Annotated in this window: 15 protein-coding genes and 1 pseudogene; 2 read left to right on the top strand and 14 right to left on the bottom strand. The window is 45.3% G+C overall.

Annotated features, from left to right (window positions below; all coding sequences use genetic code 11):
• Positions 1 to 110: 110 nt before the first annotated feature.
• Positions 111 to 444: pseudogene (locus MKY75_RS12260) on the top strand (transposase); the annotation flags it as partial.
• Here MKY75_RS12260 and MKY75_RS12255 read toward each other — a convergent pair.
• The 14 genes from MKY75_RS12255 to MKY75_RS12190 form a co-directional block, all read right to left on the bottom strand.
• Positions 444 to 887 carry a hypothetical protein gene (locus MKY75_RS12255; protein WP_340885463.1) on the bottom strand — a complete coding sequence of 148 codons (444 nt, stop codon included), beginning with the start codon at positions 885 to 887 and terminating at the stop codon, positions 444 to 446. The pseudogene MKY75_RS12260 and the gene MKY75_RS12255 overlap by 1 nt on opposite strands.
• 1 nt (position 888) lies before the next feature.
• A complete protein-coding gene (locus MKY75_RS12250) occupies positions 889 to 3,264 on the bottom strand; it encodes a site-specific integrase (protein WP_340885460.1) in 2,376 nt (791 codons plus the stop codon).
• A 25-nt stretch (positions 3,265 to 3,289) separates the two neighbouring features.
• Positions 3,290 to 3,796: a hypothetical protein gene (locus MKY75_RS12245; protein WP_340885456.1), complete on the bottom strand. Its 507-nt coding sequence runs from the start codon at positions 3,794 to 3,796 to the stop codon at positions 3,290 to 3,292.
• Positions 3,797 to 3,927: 131 nt separating this feature from the next.
• Positions 3,928 to 5,337: a hypothetical protein gene (locus MKY75_RS12240; RefSeq protein ID WP_340885454.1), complete on the bottom strand. Its 1,410-nt coding sequence runs from the start codon at positions 5,335 to 5,337 to the stop codon at positions 3,928 to 3,930.
• Positions 5,338 to 5,450: 113 nt separating this feature from the next.
• Positions 5,451 to 6,485, bottom strand: coding sequence for a tyrosine-type recombinase/integrase (locus MKY75_RS12235; protein ID WP_340885452.1), 1,035 nt, complete (start codon positions 6,483 to 6,485; stop codon positions 5,451 to 5,453).
• Between the two features lie 132 nt (positions 6,486 to 6,617).
• Positions 6,618 to 6,965, bottom strand: coding sequence for a hypothetical protein (locus MKY75_RS12230; protein ID WP_029515269.1), 348 nt, complete (start codon positions 6,963 to 6,965; stop codon positions 6,618 to 6,620).
• Between the two features lie 318 nt (positions 6,966 to 7,283).
• The gene (locus MKY75_RS12225) at positions 7,284 to 11,285 is read right to left on the bottom strand and encodes a GH32 C-terminal domain-containing protein (protein ID WP_340885449.1); all 4,002 of its coding nucleotides are present in this window, start codon (positions 11,283 to 11,285) and stop codon (positions 7,284 to 7,286) included.
• A gap of 189 nt (positions 11,286 to 11,474) precedes the next feature.
• The gene (locus MKY75_RS12220; RefSeq protein ID WP_069012406.1) at positions 11,475 to 13,748 is read right to left on the bottom strand and encodes a GH32 C-terminal domain-containing protein; all 2,274 of its coding nucleotides are present in this window, start codon (positions 13,746 to 13,748) and stop codon (positions 11,475 to 11,477) included.
• Entirely contained in the window at positions 13,745 to 16,213 is a 2,469-nt protein-coding gene (locus MKY75_RS12215; protein ID WP_340885447.1) for a PfkB family carbohydrate kinase, read from the bottom strand. Before MKY75_RS12215 ends, MKY75_RS12220 begins: the two co-directional genes overlap by 4 nt.
• A 25-nt stretch (positions 16,214 to 16,238) precedes the next feature.
• Entirely contained in the window at positions 16,239 to 17,864 is a 1,626-nt protein-coding gene (locus MKY75_RS12210; RefSeq protein WP_029515274.1) for an ABC transporter substrate-binding protein, read from the bottom strand.
• Between the two features lie 125 nt (positions 17,865 to 17,989).
• On the bottom strand, positions 17,990 to 18,886 hold the full coding sequence (locus MKY75_RS12205; protein WP_029515275.1) for a carbohydrate ABC transporter permease: 897 nt from the start codon (positions 18,884 to 18,886) through the stop codon (positions 17,990 to 17,992).
• 13 nt (positions 18,887 to 18,899) lie between these two features.
• The gene (locus MKY75_RS12200) at positions 18,900 to 19,853 is read right to left on the bottom strand and encodes an ABC transporter permease (protein WP_239645119.1); all 954 of its coding nucleotides are present in this window, start codon (positions 19,851 to 19,853) and stop codon (positions 18,900 to 18,902) included.
• 309 nt (positions 19,854 to 20,162) lie between these two features.
• Complete coding sequence (locus MKY75_RS12195) at positions 20,163 to 21,131, bottom strand: LacI family DNA-binding transcriptional regulator (RefSeq protein ID WP_029515279.1); 969 nt, start codon at positions 21,129 to 21,131, stop codon at positions 20,163 to 20,165.
• 322 nt (positions 21,132 to 21,453) lie between these two features.
• Positions 21,454 to 22,347, bottom strand: a complete 894-nt coding sequence (locus tag MKY75_RS12190) for a helix-turn-helix transcriptional regulator (RefSeq protein ID WP_029515280.1) — start codon at positions 22,345 to 22,347, stop codon at positions 21,454 to 21,456.
• A gap of 147 nt (positions 22,348 to 22,494) precedes the next feature.
• On the opposite strand from MKY75_RS12190, the gene MKY75_RS12185 reads away from it, so the two are divergent.
• Positions 22,495 to 24,690 carry an alpha-galactosidase gene (locus MKY75_RS12185; RefSeq protein ID WP_340885445.1) on the top strand — a complete coding sequence of 732 codons (2,196 nt, stop codon included), beginning with the start codon at positions 22,495 to 22,497 and terminating at the stop codon, positions 24,688 to 24,690.
• The last annotated feature ends 9 nt before the right edge of the window (positions 24,691 to 24,699 follow it).

The raw sequence follows: 24,699 nt of genomic DNA, 5'->3' as shown, positions 1-24,699 counted from the left end.
GTAACAATTTAGTTTGGACATAATCTTTACTTCAACTGAGATAAATTTGTCAATACTGACTACTAGATCAAAGTTGGAGGAATAAGCACATGGTGACCTGAAGCGGATTATTGTCAAAACAAGAATTACGTCAATTCGTAAAAGAGCATAATTTTCAATCGGCAGAAGATATTCAATGGACATTAAAGGAATTATTTGCAGATGTACTTCAAGAAGCATTAGAAGCCGAACTGGATACGCATCCCGGTTATGAGAAACATGATGTAAAAACAAACAAACGAGAAACAGCCGCGACGGCTACAACAGTAAGAAAACCGTAACCTCCGAATACGGTGATGTAGAATTTGAACCTGTAGTCGTGAAGAAAAATCAAACGAATGTGACCGGCATTGAGGAGCACATATGTATGCGAAGGGTATCAGTACACGGGACATTCAGGATCATTAGAATAAGTCAATATCTCCGAAACGCTGGCTGATTAATTCTCGGTACTGTCCGTTCTCTATGCGTAATTCGTCCAAAGCATCTTTATACGTACTTATAAGCTGTGTTAAATGAGTAACCTTGGCTTGCAATTCCCGGTGCTCCTGGGCTACAATCTCAGGACTTGTAATCGTTGGTTCTCCTTTAGAGGCCGAGTCTAGGATTAATTGTATTTCCTCATTCAATTTGGTGAACCATTTTTCCAAATATTCCTTATAGGAACCCGTCCACAACATTCGCGAGCTTTTCAATCTGATTCGCGGGCGTTTTGCAATCATATCGTACACATCTGATTTTGAAAGACGCGATAATCGCCCCTTTTTGACATCATTTAAAAGCTTTCTTTTTACTTGTGCACATTCCCATGCCAAGTCGCTGCTACTGAAAGAAACCGGACGAGCCAATTTACTTTACCTCCCCACTTAAAATATAACAAAGCACTTCTGCATTAGTTGGATTAGGCTTCTCTTTAGACTGTTCACGAAAGTATGCCTTTGCTTTCTTAAAGAGCAATGAATGCAGTTTTTTCGCCTCATTTGGCGGCATTTTAAATTTATTTACCCAGAGACTTCTTTCTGTTTTGTTCAACCGTTCCTTTATATCCTCAGCCTTCTGAAAAACCATTTTTCGTTGTCCTGTGGACTTGAAATTTTTCTCTGCATCGAGACAATAGTAATAATGCAACATTTCACGAAATATGTCGGCCTTGTGCACATCTTCTGTATCCTCATCAGGACTATAATCATCACATGCTCTACAATGCCCGGGTGTATGACCACAGTTTAGCAAGACATGTGCATTACAATTATGCGTATAACCACCTACGTTAACCTCGTGTAACTCACCTTCCAAATCAATAACTTTACCTTGGAAACGTGGTGATTCCTCTATAATTTTCTGGGTTAATTTATATGCTTCATCTAGCTTTTGAGGCGTGACCTCAAACTTAGATGAAATTTCGGTTATCTCATCAATGGCTACATATTCAGTAGACGAAATTCCAGCCCCTTCTGTCTTATCAGCATCCTCCCCTTCCGGTTTCTTTCTCCAAACGCCTTTTTGAAGTAGATGACCAAACTTTGCAACTTCTTCTGCAGGCATTGTTTCCGTATAAGGCTTTTTTGAGGAAGGATGACTATGTCCGGCCTGCCTCTCTAGTAGCTCATCATTGTCTCCTAAGATACGCCGATAAGTAAGATGGAGCGCTCTTAGATTATGGGGTGTGAAATATGGCTTCCTAAGTTCAGGCCATAACTTCGATTGAATGCGAGTTAAAAAATTATACAGTCCGCTAGTTCGTATAGGGCCATCATTATGTTTTGAAGCCAGTAAACGAAGTTCCGTAAGGCCATCCCCACCCCACTCTCTTGGAAAAAATATAGGTTCTGATGGGGCAAAATGAATCAATTCGTTAAACCATCTTGCAGCATCGCTCTTCACTAGAGCGTGATGAACCCATTCATAGCCGTTTCGATCGGGTTGATTGCGAATGGTCTTGGTTTTGTGAAAACGAATCCAGGAATTATCCTGCGAATCTATAAATAAAGCATTCTGAAGCAAATTAACTATTTCATGAGGCCTTGCTGCAGTTGATAACATCAACAGGCAAGCCCGCCTATGACGAAAGTCCATCAGAATGTTCTCGTTAATTAAAGGAGTTTGATCGTTCATTAAGGTCTGCACAAGAATATAAGCTTTTGACATACTAAATACTCGTCCATGATCTTTTGACATAACACGTCTAGGTCTTGGCATAATCCGTTCTATGTTGTATGAAGCATTTGTAGTTCTTATAAGCCACCTAAGCCAATGTCGAAGCGCCACTCGGAAAAACGTCTTATCTTCTTGTCCCTTCATCTGGCCAAAAATCTCTGTGTATACTTCTGATATTGAATTCTCGCTTATGTCAGTAAGACCTTTTGATCGACATTTGATTGCAAAATACCGGATGTACTTGACTATCGCTTTCCAATAATTTATGCTGATAGTTTTTTTACCGTATCTGAAAAGTAAATTTCCTTCATCGTCGTAATAATCATCAGTTATTGAATTATTCACACGTTGCCTCAAGTAAGAAAATGCAAAGGTATAGAGACTCTCCTCAAACGGCGTTTGGGTTGGATATATTCCCGCGGCTATCCAGACACTTCTTTCCGCTTCATCGCAAGGTATGACCGGTTTATTTTCAATCAAGGAATCTGTTTCTTTAGCTAACATCTTACCTAGGAGGGTTAAACTACTTCTATGATATTTAGCGATCTTACTTGCTTTTGCTAATACAGAGGAAGTAATAATATGATTACCCTCTAACCCTTCCTTAAGGGCGTAACCTGCGAACCATAAGCAAACTACAGTTCGAAGCAAAGGAATCCTTTTCTTTGCCTTTTGTAGTTGTTTTTCGCTATCCATCGGATACAATACCGGATAGTATTTATCGTAAAGCGCATCAAAGTACTCAAAATTCGGTAACTCGGGAAAAGGAAATTTATTGAATCCGGTCTTGGTTGGAAATACGATCTCTAAAGGCAAACTGATCCGTTGTAAAAAGGCAAGCAGTAATACGTAATCTCTTTGGGTGCCGGGTAACTTGAAAAATATTGTGGGTTGTACCAAATCCGTTAAGGAGCTTGATAAAATAGGTTCAACCCGTCCCCAAGTCTCTGCCGATCTGTATTGTTCATACTCCGATCTTGTCAGATGCTCTCTACTCTCGAATTGTCCCTTTCGCCTTACAGTAATGGGTCCAAATCTCAGGGATTGCCAAGCTAATATTTGCGACACGATTTCACCTCTTTCCAATCTAAGCTCAGACTAGTCGACTGATAACCTCTATTTGAATCTGTTCGTCACTATAGCCGAAATGCCGAATCATGTCCCCAAGCAACGCTATTTGCGTAGCTAATCCGGCCGCCTTGGCGTTTTTGGTTGTAAAATCCCGACTGCCTCGCATCATGTTCCACATGTCCTTGGTTAATCTGGCCAAAGTATGAAATGCCTGTGCTGCTTCACTTTTTCGTATGGCGAAATGATGACAGGAAAAACACTTTGCCTCAAAAAGGCAAGCCCTCTGTATTAAACATCTTCCTACACCTGTAGGAGCTGGAAGCCCGAATTTTGCAAAGAATTCATCTAAAGATAGCTCTTCAGATCCCAAAGCTTTTATCAATTCGTCAGGCTCAGTTTGTTCGCTGGCAAGTGCTTCGAAGATTCGCCAAATAAACCGTCCCGCAATCTCACCATCCTGATATTTCTTAATAGTAGCAAATAACAATGCTTGACGGGAGAGATTACTTCGTAAGTATCGATTCAGCATGGTTTGATTTTCATGACCTGCAGCAAGTCGTGCTAACTCACTGTTCCCGGTTTCGATTGCAATGTGAGTTATGAGATAGTGTCTGTAACCATGAGCCTTCCCTTTTTTATCTCCATGTCCAATAAATTCTGCTATCTTGTAAAAAACCTATATATTTGTCTTTCATTCAAAATCCAGGGATATTTCTCCAGTTGAAAAAGATGCACATACGATGCATCCGCTCTTTCGTTCCGTATCGGTCGGAAGGCTTTATCGCTCGATCTTTTCTGTAAAAATTCGACCGCTCTAAGACCTGCAGAATCAATTATAGGAAATTGGCCGTTACGATGTTTAGCTTTCTCAATACCTGAATATGGGCTGTATAATCCTACCGCTGATGGAGCATTAGGCAATGGCAGCATACATTCTTCAGCCTGAAGATTGAGCAGATACGTTTTACGCACCGGTGATGAGGCAATAATTAACCAAAAAGCGCGACATAAAACTTCAACATCATCTTCGGGATGATAATTTTCAATTGCTTCCTTCATGAGCATCGGGAAGTTTGGGTCATCAAAAGCGAGGCCATCACCGGAATATGTTTCTTCTTGGGCCTCACGATGAATTCCAGAATATAAATCACTGGGCCAGTCAACGTATGTTGGAAAAAATGTATGAGAACCTTTCCCCCAATCAAAGAATAACTTTATGTGTAGAAGATTGTTCCCGGTATACTTAGCTGAAAACTCCTCTCCATCGTTATTCTTTGAAATGTAATCAAACAAATCGAGAAAATCTTCATACTCGAGAGATGAAGCATCCGACTCCCCGTGCTGGTCAAGCCATTTGAAAAATTTATGCAAAGCACTGCCCGCTTTACGAATATAATAGTCTAGCGAATTACTTCGTTTTAAATGCTCGCGAAACTCACGTGCGATATCCCCCCACTTTGGATGCTCACAGCAATCGTCAAACAGTATTCTTTGCCTACGTCTTCCTGGTTCATCCGAATATCCAAGCTCAAAAAGAATGTCCTTTAAACACTTGGCGTTATAACGTTTGTCGTTCGGACGCATTACATCCGCTAACGCTATATCTTCTTCCGTGAAATCGCCCAGCGGTTTCATAACACCTAGAAGGTGTATAGATAGTTTGTTGAACAAACCTATACGGTTTGAGTCTTTTTTGCGGATGTTTTCTGCTTCTGAATTTTTGAGGAGGCCCATTTTGACGGGGAAATCCGACAGATTAACACGACCTCTGGTTGACAGGTAACAAACCAAGTCGTTTCGACGATATTGTGCTACTACATCATTTCCCTTGCAAAAACCTGTATGCCAAGCCCAGAAAATGACATACCATAGGTCTCGACTGTCGCGATGCCGAAAGGTTGGTCTCTCTTCAGGCGGTACAGCTAACCAGTTATCCGGGGCCGGAAATGTAGTAAATAATTGAAGGACGGGATTTTTTATAGAAGAAAATACTTGATTCACATGATTCAAACGCAGCGTGTTTTTTAAAAATTTGCGAAATTCCGATAATGGAGTCCATTCTAGTGTCATTCCGAGTCCTCCTCATGCGCGTGGATTCCCTCTGAGATCTCCGCCTGTCGCATAAATACCCTCCCTAAATGATCTACTTTACCTTTTTCTGTGTCATTATTTGACTCAGGTATCTAATGAATATATGTATCGCGCGTAATCACGACAGAAGAATGCCCCAACCACTTGCTGATCTCTTCGAATGGTCTGCGATATCTTAGGAGAAGTGATGTCGCGAATAAGTGTCGGAAGGTGTGTGGATAGTAGGAACGTAGGTCTACGCTTCCCCCAGTTCGTTGAAATAAGTCATCAGCCAAATTATTATACTTACTGTAAACGCCTTTCTTACTTAATGGCTTCCCTTTTGAATTGTTTGACTCTGATACAAATAGATAGCCATGATCTTCACTTGTGTAATAAGACAAAAGTTCCCGCCGCTGAAGAAGTGCCCAATACAGAAGATCAGTGAACTCCTCTTGTGTTGGAAATCGGATATTTTTCCTGCTAAATGGATCAATTGTTTTGTGAGTTATCAACGCCACGTCCCTGCAGGAAGCCTTCGTTTTCCATCCCGTATCAATGACCCAATTCCCCCGCAACCCGCGTTCTTTTACAAACTGCAAGTTCCCGGAAAGAGACTCGGTTAATTCCTCTCTTGCTGTATGATACACGTTTAAGTTGGAAGGAATTGTTGACGGCTCAATTCGAATCTCAGCTGCTTCACCAGGGCGTAATCCAAAGTAACGCAATATCGCAAAGAGAAGAAGATCCAAAGCATTTTCATACGGATCGATCAATTCAAAGAACATGTCTGCTTCGGTCTCACTAAAGACCTTGTCGTGGTTAATGGGAGAGGCTTGCCTGCTCTTCCCTCCTCCAGGTCCTGCAGTACCGGAATCTCGAGCAATATTTTCCACATCAAACACTATCCGCACCCTACTACCCGCAGTACCCGCTATTAATGAATGATTATCTCTTATTTCTTTTCTCGGAACCTGCTCTAATGGCAGGTATTTAAATCTTGTTGTTCTATCACGCAAGAACTTCAGATATGCACATGCAGTATAGATGATCGGAGCAAGTGCACCAGACGGGTACTCACACCAGTTGGTTTTCTTTAAATCGTTATGACTGCTTCGAATTACGGTTGATAGCTTCCCTTCTGCCATTGCATGTTTGTTAAGGGGATATTCTTTAACATAGACCAATGAATCCCGTGAGTCGCCACCTTTAAATCTTCAAATGGCTTGTAACCTTTTGGAATACATCGAAGGTAATCCGCAAATCCCAGTAATATTACTTCAATAGGATACGGTCTTACCTGCTTTTACTTCGATATTATGGATATGTTCAAAATCTTCCTCTAGCCTCCAGAACATCATGTAATCCAAGAACTTTTTCAGATTCTGGGCATGCCCTGTAACCGTATTCATTTTTAGCTTTTCCGTTAATAATAGATTCATTAAAAATGTTGTAGCTTCATGATGAGTACTATGATTTGGTTTAACAATAGCGATCACTTGGGTACCTTCTACTTGATGTATGTAATGTAAACCATCAATGTTAAGGGATTTGTAGTATCGGGCATACCCAACCAATCGCATTGTTTCCCCCATTAGCTGTGCTATGCTCAGAAGCTCTTTATACACACACTCCCCCCCTCTCCCAAGCATTTTTATTCATTCCTCTGTATAAGTTGAGTATAGAGGGACCACCCCCACCTCAATTATGTTTCCATAATTTTCTTTAATTCTACACAATACGTTGCATTCTGACAACAATAATTCACCCCCTATCCATAGATAAGATAAGGGGTTTCGAGATTTACATTATTTACTTCCCATTTATCAAAAGCTCAATTCCAGAATCAGATACAATACCGATGCCATTTCGAATGATAAGCTATTTGACTATTCGATTTGCTTGGAGTGACTACAGGACTCACGGGTATTCTGTATTAACAAGAGTCAGTTGTTAGTTTTCTTCTTTACCTGAACAGGTACATTAAAATCATCGACGTTAATATGTCCAAACCCGCCTTTGGAGTGGTCAACCACCTTTATATAAAGCTCCTCCCCGATATAATCCGTCGCATCCCAAATCTTACGTTGATATTCCTCATAATTGGTCGCTGTCTCTTTAAATAACTCTTTGTCGTCCGACGCCCGAACCAGCGCAACATACAGACGATCTATATCCCGGCCTCCGCTGATAAGGAAGTTGATCTTACCGTTCCCACCAAGGACGAAATTTTGAGATCTTAGCGCTCCTGTTAAGCTGTCGCCGCCGGCTTGCTCGTTGAAGCCCCACAAATGGTAGCTGCCCGGAATTTTATGCGACGGGTTGAAGAAAATGTTGTCCCAGAAGAACTGGGTATTGGTCACATGGACATTCTGGAAGGCGTCTCCTTCCGTCATCCATCCTGTTAAGTCGCCCGTAGCAAAATCATGGTTAGGCAGCTCTGTAATATCCTTATACACAGAATTATCCCACTTATCGGGTACATAGACCGGAGCAGCCGGTTTACCCGTTAAGGCATTCATATCCCATACTTGCATGGATTTGATATTGATATCGCCATCGGCCCAGATCTGTAAGCCTAAGGAGTCGTATCTGCCTACATAGACACGAGTTGTCAGCTTCTTCTTGTAATTTGCAAAGGCTTCAATGACCGAGCGATCAAGAAAGATATGGAGTTTCAAGTTCTCTCCTTCAAGATCTACATATCCTCCTTGAATGCCGTCTACACGCACATCCGGATCAATGCTGCTCTTGGTTCGATCCACATTAAACGTCCCGTTCTTCTTGTCGTAGTAAATGAGCGTCTCTTCTTGGCCTTTTTCCGAGCGTCGCACCTTGAGACCAAATTTCTGGGCTTCACGCGGATCAATCTCCATCACAATCTCTAGCATGTCGCCTTTGACATTCTTAATCAATTGATTGGCACTCTCCAAATTTTTGTCCGAAAAATCAACCCATTTTTCCCCTCGAAGGCTCTGCAGTTCTTTAATCGGTTCGATATGCAATTTATCATGCTTATCGAGGCTTAGGGAAACCGGCAAAGATAAATTATGAGCCCATCCAGATTGATATTCGGCTTGCGGTGTTCTTACATTTTGCACCATAGAGAATACGACCGTTCTTCCGTCGGGTGTGACCAGACCGCTCTCTGCGGTTAAATAGCCGTCACCTACATCCATTTTGGAGGGTGCCTCCTGATCAGGAATAAATTTAAAGTTATCCCGGTCCCAGGTCCCGATCCAGTAAAAGACCTCAACATCTCTTTGCACATCGTTCGCTGGAGGAACATGCTCCGGCTTTTCATGGGGATTAATCATGAAAATATATTTTTGCTTGCCCGTACTATCCGTGCCTAACGGCAATAACACTGGTAGCTCCCATACCGTACCCAACTCCGGATAACGGCTTCTGTCACTAACGTATAACGGCCCCTTATATTTCCAATTGTACATATCATCGGATACATACACCAAAGCTGTGCCGCTGCTGAAGTCTGGAAGACCAGATGTCACTAACTGATACCACTTGTCCACCTCTTTGTCGTACCATACAAACGGATCGCGGAACTCGTTGTGGATGCCTTTTCTGTTCTGCTCCGTTACCGGTTTAGGATATTTCTCCCATTTTTCCAAATAGGGATCGGACAAATCCGCCGGAGTTGCCAACCCTGTTCTTTGGTTCGGCGACAAGGAGTCGTTGCCAGCGGTATAGAACAGAACAGGATTGCCGTTTCGATCATACGCTGCACTGCCTGACCACGTGCCGTCCGGATCTAGGGTGCCCGCTTCGGGCGCAAGAGCAAGTCTTACATTTTCCCAGTTCACCATATCGTCACTCACCCAATGCCCCCAGTGGATTTGATGCCAGAATGGACCTTGCGGGTTATGTTGATAAAATAAATGGTATTTGCCGTTATAGTAAATCGGTGCATGTGCTTCATTCATCCAGTTTTGCGGAGGCATCGCGTGGTACTGGGGTCGGTGCTGATCTCCGTCAAACACACTTGGATCCTCATCAATGTCCGCATTCGGAATTTTCGGAATTGAACCTCCATGAAGCGCCTTCACGCTCTCATATCCAGCAAGTATCTCCTGGTTCGTAAGGGCTTTATTATGCAGCTTCACTTCATCTAGGAGTCCGCTGAACATATTGAAGGAGAACACCCCTGCTAACTCTACAGGTTTATTATTTTTCCCGATGATCAGGCTTTCGGTAGATGGTGTGATCGGAACGTTGACGGGGGTTGCTTGGGAAGCCACTTCCTCACCGTTTAGATATAACTTAATTTTTCCATCTTCTTTACTGAAAGTAGCGGCCACATAATTCCACTTGTATTTTTCCAACGGGTGATCCTTTACCCATACCTGAATCCACTGACCGCCGATGCCTACTTGCATCGACCATGTACCGTGCCGATACATACCAAGAGAAAAGCCTTCCGCTTTATCCTGGTCGGATTGGTTTACGATCGCAGACAGCTTGTTTCCGTCTCCCCACTCATAGCTACGCGGTGCAACCCAAGCTTCGATGGTTAACGCGTCGCTTACAGGCACAGTAACGCTTGCATTGACCTCAATATAATTCGAGTATCCATCGAACAATAAGGCGCCGCCTTTTATTCCACGCGGAGTCCATCTCGGATCCTTCGATGCCATATACCTGGCGTTGTTAAATACATAGTTCACATCGTGCCTAAGATTGTGTACTTTCTCCAACGCTTTCTTTCCTGCGCCTTCATCAAGGTTTAAGTAGAAAATAGTCCCCCTACCACTTGCTTGGAAACTATCAACGGCAATGCTGGCTTCATTGGAATGATCGACAACCTTTACATAGAGCTTCTTGTTGTAGTGTTCTTGCACTTTCCATGAGATTTTCTCGTTCGCACTGACATTCCCGGTTTTCATAAGCAATGTGTTGCTGTTCGCATCGAAAAGTGCAACATATGCATTTTCCGGTTTGAGGATATCCAAAACAGTAAAATTAATTGTTCCTGTTCCCTGAAGCGTGAAAGTATTAGAAGTGATGGAGCCCTTTCCTTGCAGGGAGGATTTGGCATAAAAGTTCCCTTCTTTGCTCGCATGAGCTTCATCAGTCACTTCAAAAGCATCTTCCTCAACCGTCCAGCCATCGAGATTTCCGGTTTCAAAGCTTGGATTATCGATTTCATAGCGCTTGAAATCCGGCTTGATATCCGTCGCAACAATTCCTTCAGCTGGCTCCGACTCATGGTACATGGAGAATGCGTCCGCAAAAATGACTCCCCAATCCGAGGTTGCATTATCGACGACCTCCACATACAGTTTCTTGCCCAATTGTGTGGAAAGATCCGCCTTGTATTGCACCATATTGGCAAGCCGCATGCCCTGCGCAGGATCCGGGAAGCCAACGTCGGCGAATGCGCTATTTCCGTATCGGGCAATAACTTGTCCCGTATCGACTTCCACAATATTTATAAATACCTTGTCTGGGTTCTTTGCACCGCCAAGCTTGAAGCTGATCCAGCCGCTTCCGCCCAGCTCGAAAGTGCTGGAACGAAGTACACCTGTCGCAGATTCGTCATACTTCCAGCCGTTTAAATGATAAGCTCCTTCCTGGTTATACGGTATTTTTTCTGCCCACCAAGTCGTTTCGTCGGTTACGCTATTCGGACCGAACGCATCGCCTTTGATAACGGTCCATCCCGTCAAATCTCCTGTTTCAAATCCAGGATTCCGGATTTGATAGACTGAATCTGTAACTGACAATCCCATGTCATTCTTAGGAATATTCTTGATTTGATAAATCGCATCCGTAACCGATGATTTCACATCATTCTTAGGAATGAGCGTTTCTCCAGCAACAGTTCTATTTTCGGACGCGACAGAGATTCCCGGAACAACAAGCTGGAGCACCATAGCCCATATAACCATTCCCGATATCCAACATTTTCCTCTTTTGACTTTCCTCATTCTCGAGCCTCCTTCGAAACTTGTTATACTTGCGAACATCGATACCTCATTTCGAAATGCTCTCCTTGTACAAAGATGAATAGTCATGAAGAAGGGAGAATATGAATGAAACGTTTCCAAACGGAGGAATGCAAAGTTTCTTGATCATTTGTGCATACCCCATTCGTAAGGAGCGCCTAAACAACCGTCTTACCAAACGGACTGCATATCCCATATATCCAAGGATTTAACAAACGGTTCTCCATCTCCCCAAATCTCGAGTCCCAAAGCATCCATACGGCTCGGATATACCCGGGTTGTCAGGCTTTTCAATCCGCTTGCATAAGCTTCGACCATGGAGCGGTCCAAATAAATGTGAAGCTTCAGATTCTCCCCAAGCAGCTCCAACTTACCGCCTTGAATCCCTCCGCACTTTTCTCCAGGATGCAGGGTCGTTTTCGAGCGGTCGACCATGAGCAACGCTTGATTCCAATCATAATACAGCAGAGTTTCTTCCTCTCCGTCCGGCGTACAACGGACCTTGACTCCAAATTTTTTGGCGCTGCCGGGCTCCAATTCCAATTGAATCTCAAGCATGTCACCATGAACATTCCTAAGCTGCACATTAGTTTCAGCCAATGACTGGTCCCGAAGCGATAGCCGCTTAGGGCCACGCAGCGATTGAAGCTCCTGAATCGGCTCTATTCCCAGACGTCCGTCATCCCTCAAATACACGCTTAACGGCAAGCCTCCGTTATGAGCCCAACCCGACTTATATTCCATCTCGGAGGTCCGGTCGCCTTGGGCTATCGTAAAGACGATATTTCTGCCGGTCTTCGGATCAACCATTCCGCTCGGTCCGGTAAAATGGAAATCCCCGACATCAATCAATTGAGGCTCTTCTTGATCGGGGATGAACGAAAGATTTTGCTTGTCAAGTTGTCCGATCCAATAGAACACCTCGACATCCGCTCCCTTCCCCACAGGGCTGACAAGCAGCAGATGTTTGTTCACTCCCTGCTTGTCACTGCCAAGGGGAAGAAGCACAGGGAGCTCCCAGATGGGTCCAAGGTAAGGAAACTTCTGAATATCCGCTTTAAAAAACGGCCCTTTATACGTCCAATTCAGCATATCCTGTGACGCAAATGCCAGTGCTGCTCCACCTTCAATTCCGGACCCGACCAGAGCATACCAGCCGTCATCGTCCTTCCATACGAATGGATCTCGGAAATCCCCAAATGCGCCCATTCCCTTCTTCTGCACGATCAACGGCTCTGGATGTTTGACCCACTGAACCAGATCCGGGTTTCCGTCAAGGGTATAAGTGCTTCGGGCAAGCGCTACGCTCTGATTCGGAGAAGCGCTGTCATTACCTGCCGTAAAGAACAAGACAGGAAGTCCGTCAGCATCATAGGTTGCGCTTCCCGACCAGATCCCGTCCGGTGCGAGCTGATCCTTTTCGGGCGCCAGGGCCACGGGTAGATCACGCCAATGCACCAAATCCTGACTTACCCAATGTCCCCAATGGATCTGATGAAAGAACGGCCCCTGCGGGTTATGCTGATAGAACAAATGATATTGCCCGTCAAAATAGATCGGTGCATGAGGTTCGTTCATCCAATGGGCCGGCGGGCTAACATGATATTGCGGTCTGTGCCGATCAAGTAGCAGTGGCGTTCGGTCCAGCTTGATCTCGTCATAGTTTAATTGTGGTCGGATACCTTCATGAAAGGTATCCAGCACATGCCGATAAGAAGCGGCCACTTCTTCCGCGCTCAGCGCCCGATTATAAATCTTGAGTTCATCAATGATACCGCTAAACATGTGCAGGCTGAACACTTCCGCCAGCAGGCTGCTATGGTTATTCTTGCCGATAAGAAGATCCGTGTCCGCCGCCTCAGCCAGGCGGGAACCACGAGGCACGGCAGCTGAAGCGATTTCACTGCCGTTTAAATACAGCTTGATTTCCCCTTGGTTCCCATCGAACACAGCATTCACGTATGACCATTCATTCTTGGGCAGTTCATGGCCGTCCGGCGACCAAAGTTCCTTCCAGTCTCCTCCTTCCAGCCCGACTTGGAAGGACCAGGAACCGTGACGGAACATGCCGAGCAGATAACCCTGCTTGCGATCCAGGTTGTAGCGGTTCACGATGGCGGACAATTTGCCATCATCCCCCCATTCATAGGAGCGTGGGGCTACCCATACTCCTATGCTTAACGCTGATCGATACTCTGGCTCGGTGTTCTGATTTCCCTCATCGAACGAATGCGCAATGTAAGTCGAATAACCATCGAACAGAAGCCCATTTCCAATTACCCCCTGTCTCCACCGTGGAGGGCAAGGTTGAGTAAACTCCGCTTGGTTAAACACGTACTGGATATTATCCTGGACTTGGGATACGCTCTCCAGAGCGCTTGTACCGGTTCCTTCATTGAAGGCCCAATACATAATCAATCCCCGATTATCGGTTGCATGGCTCATAATTCAACCCTCCTGGATGTCTGCTCCGTTGGACCATTAGGAATATGAATGGAGTTAAGAGCATGCATATAAAACGAGTTCACTACAACTTCCCCTGATTTCGCACTTATCTCAATACGATCCATCGGAGCATCAGGGAATATTTGATCCGTCAGTGCAACCAAGCCCTCATTCGCGTACACTTCAACCGCGTTGCGATCCAGCCAGATATGCAGCTTGATCTTCCCATTCTCCGAAACCATTCTAGCACCGTGCTTGCACGCAAACGACGGGTGGAAATCACTCAGGCCCGATTTCGAGCGGTCGATGAATAGCCATTGGCGCACAGGGTCGTAACCGATAATAGTCTCACTTTGCCCAGAGGACTTCATTTTAATATGAACCTCGTCTTCGGAACGAATGTCGATATCCGCTTCAATTTCAAGCAGAACATCATTCGTTTTTTGCGTAAACGGCACCTCTGGCGTAACCTTAACCTCATTCCAGCAGAGCGTTCCTTTCCGCAGCTGCTCTATTTCCCGAACAGGCATTTGGGTCAGAACTACGCCCTCGTCTCGACTGGTCAATGACAAGACGCGAGGCAGAGTCATTGTGCCTCTCCAGGCCCCGGTAGGCGTTTGGTTAGCATATTTCCAGTTGCTCATCCATCCGATGATCACACGCCGTCCGTCCTGCTCAGCTATATCCGACCAGGTGAACCCCGCATAATTGTCCCGGCCATAATCCAGCCACAGGATATGATCGGCCGGATGGTCATTGATGAACGTATTTCCGTCGAACTCTCCGATAAAGTATTGCGTGCGTGAGCCTTCTGGACAGTTGGGATTATCTCCGATGCTTATGATAAGTACCCATTTGGAATGTCCGCTGTCATCAACCGGCAATTCAAAGAGATCAGGGCATTCCCAAACTCCGTCATGCGAGCCTTCACTCTTTCCGAATTCGCCTGACAACGACCATTCACGCAAATTGTCGGAACGATAAAACCGAACGTGGTCTCCCGCGACAAGAGCCATAATCCAGGATGCACTTGGCGAATGCCAGAACACCTTGGGGTCCCGGAAGTCGACCAGATCATGCTCGTCGAGTATTGGGTTCTCCTCATATTTGTGCCAAGTTCGGCCTTTATCGCTGCTGTAAGCCAGGCTTTGCCGCTGGCGAGGTTGTTCGGTCTCCGGACAGCTGTCTGCATGAGTGAAGAGTGCGATCAATCCATGGGGACCATCGAACAGTCCGCTGCTATTATTCCAGTCAACCACACAGCAACCGGAGAAAATAGCGCCATGCTCATCCGGGAACAGAGCGATAGGCATATGCTCCCAATGAACCAGGTCTTGGCTTACAGCATGACCCCAGTGCATTGGTCCCCATTGGTTACTATAAGGATGGTGCTGATAAAACAGATGATAGACTCCCTCGTAATAGACTAATCCGTTGGGATCATTCAACCAATGGGAGTGAGGTGAAAAATGAAAACCCGGCCTAAATCTATCATCATCGTGCTGTTTATTTGTCTCGATTATCTGGGTAATTTCATCTGTCGTCGGCATAGATTGAAGAGCCCCTTTCCGTGTGGTTACTAATGCACCGCCGGCATTAGCAAAAGTTAGCATACCGATGATTTGCTGTTTGGTCAGCTGATTCAAATAAACACCGGCTTTCAGTATCTTATATAACAAGCAGCCCAGAAAAGCGTCGCCGGCTCCTGTCGTATCAGTGGCCTCTACTTGAAAACCCGGCACATATCCGTCATGATCAGCTAATCGGTAATAGCAGCCTTTTTCCGCTAAAGTTACGAAGATCCCGGCGATGCCGAATTGCTGTTGCAGCTCTAGCGAGCCTTTTTCCACATCAGTTGTACCCATTATAAAGTGGAGCTCATCTTCCGATATTTTCAGGATATCTGCATACTTCATGCCCCAAAGGATATTCTGTTTCGCTTCCTCTTTACTCTCCCATAAAGCAAACCGGATATTCGGATCGAATGAAAGCAGGACTCCTGCCTCTTTAGCCTTCACAACTGCCGCTCTTGTTGCCGTACGGGCCGGCTCATGGGTCATCGACAAAGAACCAAAGTGCAGTGCATGGCAGTTTTCAATCCTATCGAACGGGACATCCTGCGTGCGCAAGTATGTATCCGCTCCTGGTTTCCGGTAGAAGCTGAACGATCGGTCTCCGTTGTCATCCAGATGAACAAATGCCAGCGTTGTATTGGCTTCATCTGTAAACGTAAGCGCAGACACGTCGATGCCGCCGTTCATCAAGGTATCGTGCAGCAAGGAACCGAATTGATCATCCCCAACTTTGCTAATCAATGTCGCTCTAGCTCCTAAACGGGATAGAGCAGCTGCTACGTTAGCCGGAGCCCCTCCAGGATTGCATTCAAACTGCTCGTTGCCTCCCGTGGTACGACCTGATGGCGTAAAGTCTATCAATACTTCCCCAATGGTTATTACATCAAGCACAGTTTTCTCCCCACCTATCGTTTGATTATTTATTTTTTAAATTTGCATTATATCGATCCAACCCTTTTTGATAGATCTCCATTAATTCGTTCAGCCCCATCTTCTCGAGTGTCTTCACATAGCTGTCCCACTTTTCATCTACCTCGCCATCGACGATGAACTTGCCTCTTTGGGTATTTACATATTTAATAAGTTCTGGCTCAATCCGATTGATTTTATCTAGTTCATCCGGTTCAAAGAAGATGCTCGCATAGTTTTCCTTTTTCATATATGGAGTGTAATATTTCTCCAAATACTCAGCACGCTTCTGAGCTCGGGGTTCCATATCAACAACTTTTCCGAAGTCATCGAAAGTAATGACGCCCGGATTTCCTGTGCCTGGAGCCACTTTTTGACGGAATTCACCTGCGGAGACTCCCTTGGGAAGCGGCAGGTTCACCAATTTTCCTTTTTCGTCCTTCTTGAATACGACATCCAACGGACCCCAGTGAATTTGAGCCGCCATGTAAGGGTCATACTGTTGATCGATCCAACGCATCGTCATTGCCGGATAACGGTTCTCCTTTGTAATCACGAAGCTACCTCGTCCCGGACCGCCGCCGTTGTTGCGACCAATCATTTGATCTCCATTTGGGCCTTTAAGCGGGGGCAGCAGAGCATAATCCTTACTACGCTCCGGTCCGACAACTTCTTCGACTTCCCACCAAACGTAGGAGCCGAGCGTTTCATCTGGTGTTTTGCCTTTTGCTAAATACTGAGCGGCATCCTGGGTGAACGATTCAGGGTCAATCAGCCCCTGCTTATACCAGTTATCATGAATATATTTTAATGCTTCCTTATATTGAGGTTGCGTAGCGGTAAAGATCACTTTACCTTCGCGGACGATCCGATGTTCCAAATTATCCGGAAGACCGAAAGCTCCGAATATGCCAGCAATGTCACTACACCACTGCATGTGCATAAAGCTTAATGGGATTTCATCAGCCTTGCCATTGCCGTTCGGATCCTTCGTTTTAAAGGCAATCAAAGCCTGCGTGTATTCGTCCAGCGTTTGAGGTAATTTTAAGCCCAGTTTATCGAGCCAATTTTTATTGATGACGTGAAAGAAGGGGTTGGTATCGAGCTTATTCTCTTCCCACGACGGCAGCCCATAGATGTGACCGTCTGGCGCTGTGATGGCTAGTTTAATATCAGGCCGTCGATCGAGAAGCATCTTCAAATTAGGCGCATATTTATCAATTAAATTCTCCAGCGGAATAATGGTTCCGTCTTTACCGTAATTGATTAGATCGTAATCTGTGAATCCAGCTCCGTAAAAGGCATCTGGCAAATCTCCGCTGGCCAACAACAAATTTTTCTTCTCTGCAAAGTCAGTGTCTGGAATGTTTTCCCAATCAATTTTTACGTTTGTTTGTTTTTCCAGCCGCTTAAATATTTCCATTTTCGAGTAATCTGGCGCTAAAGCAGCTTTTGGGGATACCATCTTTAATGTCACCGCTTCTTTAACAATCGGAAGACCGGTTTTATTAAAATTTGCATCCTGATCTGGATTCACCGTCTGATTTTTTGACTCGCCTCCGCCTCCCGAACATCCGCTAAGAGCAAACATTCCAGCCAGCATTAGAATTCCAGCCCTTTTGAATAATTTCATCGTACATAACCTCCTTATGTCAGTCCACAAGCTGAGAACTTCCCTTGTCCTTGTTATTTACTTGTCTGAATGCTGAATTTAGGTATTCTGTTGCACATTCCCCCCTTTCAGGCACCATGACAATGTTAGCCTTTGATCGAGCCGATCATCACGCCTTTAACAAAGTATTTTTGCAGGAAAGGATACAAAATCAGCAACGGTAGGCTGGATACCATGATGACACCATATTTGATAAGCTCTGTAACGCGCATCTTCGCTGCATAGGATTCCACGTCTATCATCATGCTCGAGTTGGCCTGATTCTGGACAAGAATGTTGCGAAGGACCAGTTGTAATGGATACTTGCTTTCATCGTTCAAGTAAATCAAAGCGTCAAAGAAACCATTCCAGAACCCGACAACATGATACAGTACCATTACGGCTATAACGGACTTAGACAAAGGTAATACGATGCTCCAAAAAAATCTGGTATTGGAACAACCATCAATGGAAGCGGCCTCCCACATTTCATCCGGGATGGTCGACTGAAAAAAAGTCCTTACGATAATGACATTGAACACACCTCCCGCTCCAGGAATAACAAGTGCCCAGATCGTATTCAGCATGTGAAGATCTTTAATCAGCAAATAGGTCGGGATCAACCCCCCACTAAAAAACATGGAAATCAGTAAAAACCACATTATTACCGACTTTCCTGCCAGTCCTTTACGAGCTAACGGGTAAGCTGCACATACGGTCACGGCAACTCCGATTAATGTTCCTAGACTCGCATATAAGATCGAATTGGCATATCCAATCCATATAGATGAATCGCTGAATATTCGCCCGTATCCATCCAGCGTAAAACCCTTTGGAAAGAACCATACTTCACCTGAGTAGATGAGATTGGGGTCACTGAGTGAAGCAATCAATACAAAATACAGCGGGAATAATACAAGCAACATAACTATGGTCAGCATGACGTAGTTGACGATGTCAAACCACATGTCTCCCTTGCTTTTTCTCTTTAATAATTGATTCAAAATGAACTCCCCCTTACCACAGGCTGGTTTCTGTCAATTTTTTTGCGATCCGGTTGACGGTGACTATCAGGATAATATTTACAACTGAATTAAACAGGCCAACTGCTGTAGAAAAGCTGTATTGTGCTTTTTGAATCCCGATTTCATAAACATAGGTCGGAATAATATTGGAGGTGGCATAATTCAAATCGTTCTGCATAAGGAAAGCCTTTTCAAAACCGATACCCATAATGTTACCGAGTGCGAGAATCAATAAGATGACGATCGTCGGCAAAATGCTTGGAATATCCACATGCATTACGCGCTTCCATTTGCTTGCTCCATCCATGATCGCGGCTTCATGCAATTCTGGATTGACCCCTGCCAGCGCAGCAAGGTAAATGATGGTAGCAAAACCTGTCTCTTGCCAAACCCCTGATAAAATATACAAAGGGCGGAACCACCCTTCGTCGGCCAAGAACATAATGGGGTCCCCTCCAAACCAAGTGATGATGTGATTCACAATTCCGCTGTTTGGAGACAGAAAAACATTAAGCATACCGACGAGCACTACGGTCGAAATAAAGTGTGGTGCATAAATTACAGTTTGTACAATTTTCTTGTATCTCTTGGCCAGCATCTGATTGAGCATAATCGCTATAATAATCGGAGCTGGGAAGCTAAATACAAGCGATAGAACACTGAGTGTAAGCGTATTAGTCATGATCGTCCAGAAGTTATAGGAATCGAAAAAATCAATAAAGTGCTTAAAGCCTACCCACTCGCTTCCCCAGATTCCCCGACTTGGTGAAAAATCCTTAAAAGCAATTTGTATTCCATACATTGGATAGTACTTAAATACGAGATAAATAATAATGATTGGCAGCAAAAACAGATATAGTTCATAGTCACGTTTGATCTGGTTCCATATTTTGCGATTTGGCTTGATCGTAGAATGATCCCACTCACTAGTTCTTGAATCCACCATTACACTCCCTTTCTTGTAAAAGAATATTTTCATTTTTGAAACGTTTCCAATTTATTAAAAGAAAAACGTCAGCCGGTGATCCATACCATAAATCCACCGAATGAGCTAAAGTTTTTCCAAAGTCAAAAACAACCTTGCCTAAGATAGCAGGAGACGATACATTTGCTGATCCAAACTTATTCCTTGGATCTTTTAACAGAGTAGTCTGATTGTCAAATGAAACGTTTCCAATTTATTATAAAAAAAAAGGCGAGTTTGCAGATCCAGACTGAGATCCAACTGAATGAGCTGATATTTATACAATAAAACTCATGTCGTTTCGCCTTGCCTGAAGATAACGGGGAGACGATACACTTGCTGATCTAAAGTTATACCATCCATCTTTTGATACAGTAGTCTGATTGTCAGACGTGCCATCTCCTCCACTGGCTGCCTAATTGTAGACAATATCGGATGAAAATAACGATGATCCTGAATGCCGTCATAACCGATGACCTTTACATCTTCTGGAACTCGAATACCCTGCCTACCTGCTCTTTCTATATATTTGGCGGCAAACATATCGGTAATAGCGAAAATGCCATCCACATCCCGATGCTTAGATAGAAATTCGCCAAAATAGGCTTCGTCGTCCACAATAGGATCTGGTTTCTCGTATACAACATGGTCTACACCCAATTTTTTCGCCTCATCAATGAAACCTTTTCTTCGATTCATGGTTTCACTAAAAATTGAAGTTACACTTCCTATAAAGGCCGGTTTTTGGGCCCCTGCCTTAACAAGTTCCCTCAAAGCTAGACGGCCTCCCTCATAATTATCTGAGGTCACACAAGTGATTTTTTTGTTGAAATGTCTGTCAATACTTAGAATCGGAATGTCATTGCTTACGCTATTTTCTATATCATTGTAAGTAATGCCGACAATACCAGCCACTTTGTTTTGACGTAGCATATCCAGGTAATACAGTTCCTTTTCTGGCTTGCCGCCGCTATTACATAACATGAGCTTAAAGCCTTCCCGATCTAACTCATCCTCAATGTAATAAGCCAGTTCAGAAAAAAAAGGATGCCAGATACTTGGAAGCAGCAAGGCTACCATCTTGGATTTCCTCATTTTAAAATTTCGAGCGACTTCATTAGGAAAATAATTCAGTTCTTGTATAGCTTTCTCCACTTTCCTTCGTGTATCTGGTTTTACAGAGCCCGAGTTATTAATAACGCGGGACACCGTTCCCACAGCAACACCAGCTATCTTAGCTACATCTCTAATACTTGGCATTTAACCCCCCCATATCTCTTATGGGAATTATAATAGCACGAAGTTGGAAACGTTTCAATAATCTTTGAAGCGCTTTTTTTCTGACTTTTTTCATTACCTACTCCGCATATGAATTTGTGTCACCTGATTCAATCGAACCGCTGAGGAGTACCAACTCCATTCCGGCGGGACGGGGATCTTTTTGTCATTGATACTATTGAGTCAATCGACCCCCTAATCATTAACGTAGTGTTTGCGTGACCCTTCTTTTTTCTTTTAAGCCGCTTTAAAACAAGGCTGCCGAAATTTTCGGCAACCTGTTACTATCTTCAAGACCCTATTTTCATTGATCACTCCGGATCAACCGCCGAATTTGATACAAATCGCCCTCCATGCGGAATTCGCCTGGAGCCATTCCTGTATACTTTCGGAACACTTTGCCGAAATAATTCGCATTCGAGAAACCGGACTGTTCCGCCACCTGTTCCAATGTCAGATTTGCGGGCTCCAGCAGAAGAGCAGCCGCTCTTTCCAACCTCATACGAGTTAAATAGCGGCCGGGAGAGAGGCCAAGCTTGCGCTCAAACTCACGGGTGAGATGAAATTTAGAACATCCGGAGACCTCCGCCATGTCCTGAAGGCCAATGCTCCGATGCAGATTACTGTCAATGAAGGTCTTACAGCGTTCTACAATCGGAGGCAATGGGACGCTGCTGGCAAGAGTGACAAGATGACTCGCCAGTGACATGGCCAGTGAATAAGCAGCCCGTGAGCACTGATACATATCGCGGTAGCTGTTCTCAATAGCTTCCCGATAAGTCACCCACAGGAGATGCTCCAAATCGGTCCCCGGCTCAATCCGGAAAATGTAGCCGCTTATGTCCAGCCATTCCTGGAGGAGATGCAGCGCCAAGTGTGACAGTTCGAAGTAAAGCACTTCCCATCTGGGAGAATCAGAGGGGAGACGGTAGATATGGTCGCCCGGAACATCAGCCAGAAAAGCATCCCCCGGCTCGAGGGAATGTCTCCTCCCCCCCGTTTCAATCTCACCGCGACCATTCAATGTATATTGAAGCACACAATGGTCTCCGGTACGGTTCCGTCCATCCCAGATATAATCATGCGAAGTAATCAGCTCATATCCAGCACCTTTTAACAAGATATAGGGCATAGGTGTTATAAAGTGAAAAGATATCGAGGACTGCTTCTCTTTCCCGTTTCCCTCCCCATGATTCACAGCAATATTTCACCCTCCTCAATTTATAAAGTTACTCTTGTTTCGGTTCTTCTGCACCTTTACGCTAATGATGAAGACGAATTTTCTATAATCAGTTGTTTCATACGCTTACTAAATTATAACACTAAAAGGAGCACGATTTCACTTATGGGCATTCATTACGATGAGAAACGCATGGTATTTCACCTGCAAACCCCCGGTTCCAGCTACTGCATTCAGATTGTTCGCGACGGCTACCTTGGGCATTTATACTGGGGACGACGAATCGCCATCTACCAGGATTCTGTACCTTTTGATTTTATCGATCGGGGCTTTTCGCCGAATCCTGACCCTGCTGACCGAAGGTTCTCCTTGGACAACCTTCCGCAGGAGTATCCGGGTTACGGGAACGGCGATTTTGGCATACCCGCCTATCAGGTCGGCCAGTCTAATGGATCTGAAATCTGTGATTTCCGTTACCAGACTCATCGGATATTCGCCGGCAAGCCAAAGCTTCCAGGTCTTCCTGCCACTTACATCGAGAGGGAGGACGAAGCGGATACGCTGGAGCTTGTGCTTGAAGATGCACTGACCGGTCTGCGTGCTACCTTAATTTATACTGTCTTTAACAAATACGACGCCATCGCTCGGTCGGTTCGTTTCGACCATACCGGCTCCGACAATCTGGTCCTTCTTCGCGCGCTCAGCGCCAGTATCGATTTCAGAGATGACGAGTATGACATGTTGACCTTCTACGGTACGCATACCAATGAGCGAAATATTGCGCGGAGACCCCTTATGCCCGGCATCCAGAATGCGGAAAGCCGGCGAGGTGCCAGCAGTCCCCAGCAGAATCCGTTTCTGGCCCTGCTTCGTCCTGGCGCTGATGAAGACAATGGCGAGGTATACGCGCTCAATCTCGTTTACAGCGGAAACTTCATAGCCCAGGCCGAGGTTCAGCAGTACCGGACGACTCGGTTGTCGATCGGCATCAATCCGTTTGGCTTCTCCTGGCAGTTGGCTCCCGGAGAAAGCTTTCAAACGCCCGAGACCGTCATGGTATACTCTGCACAAGGCTTGGGCGGGATGTCCCGCGTCTTTAATAGGCTCTACCGCACGCGGCTCAGTCGCGGCAAATTTCGTGACGCCGAACGGCCGATTCTAATTAATAACTGGGAGGCCACCTACTTTGACTTTAACGCCGACAAGATCGAAGCGATCGCCCGCGAAGGGAAAGAACTTGGTATGGAGCTCTTTGTCCTGGACGACGGTTGGTTCGGCAAGCGGGACAATGATTTGAGTTCCCTGGGCGACTGGACCGTTGACCGTCGCAAGCTTCCGGAGGGGCTGGACAATCTGGCCCGGCGGATAACCGGAATGGGCATGCAGTTCGGTCTGTGGTTCGAACCGGAGATGGTCTCACCGGACAGCGAACTCTACCGGCGCCATCCCGACTGGTGTCTTCATGTGACGGATCGTCCCCACACGGTGGGGCGGAATCAGCTTGTTCTCGATCTGTCGCGGCGGGATGTATGCGACTATATTGTTGGAGCGCTGTCCGATGTTCTGTCTTCCGCACCGATTACTTATGTCAAATGGGACATGAACCGCCATTTGACGGAGATCGGCTCTGCCCTGCTTCCGGCGGAGCGCCAGCGCGAAACGGGACACCGGTATATCCTCGGTCTGTACAGGGTATTGGACGAGCTCACTTCCGTCTTTCCGGATGTACTGTTCGAGAGCTGTTCCAGCGGAGGAGGGCGCTATGATCCCGGCATGCTCTATTACATGCCGCAAACGTGGACAAGCGACAATACCGATGCGATCAGTCGGCTAAAAATCCAGTACGGCAACAGTATGGTCTATCCGGCTGTGTCTATGGGCGCTCATGTTTCGGGTGTACCGAATCATCAAGTCAACCGGGTTACTCCTCTTGACACCCGAGGACATGTCGCGATGTCGGGAAACCTTGGCTACGAACTCGATCTTACCAAGATGTCGCTGCAGGAAAAGATAGCGATCAAGTCCCAAGTTGCGCTATATAAAGCAATTCGCCCCCTTATCCAATTCGGAGAATTTTATCGCATTTTAAGTCCGTTCGAGGGCAACGAGGTGGCCTGGGCCTTTGTTTCTGATGACCAGAGCGAAGCAGTACTTGCTTTCTTCCGAGTGCTGAGCCAGCCGGGTGAAAGGGTGCCTATTCTGAAATGCAAAGGATTGAATTCGCGTTACCTGTACCGCCATCACGAAACTGGAAAGATATACGGAGGTGACGAGCTGATGTACGCCGGTTTGACACTTCCAAGAATAAAAGGGGATTTTATCAGCCTGTTCTGGAGGTTTAGTAAGATCGACGAGCAATGAATGTATTAA

Origin of the sequence: Paenibacillus sp. FSL L8-0663, assembly GCF_038008125.1 — a bacterium.
In the GTDB taxonomy this organism is placed as follows: Bacteria; Bacillota; Bacilli; order Paenibacillales; family Paenibacillaceae; genus Paenibacillus; species Paenibacillus polymyxa_D.
Note: the sequence above shows the minus strand (reverse complement) of the source record. Positions and strands in the feature narration are given on the sequence as shown.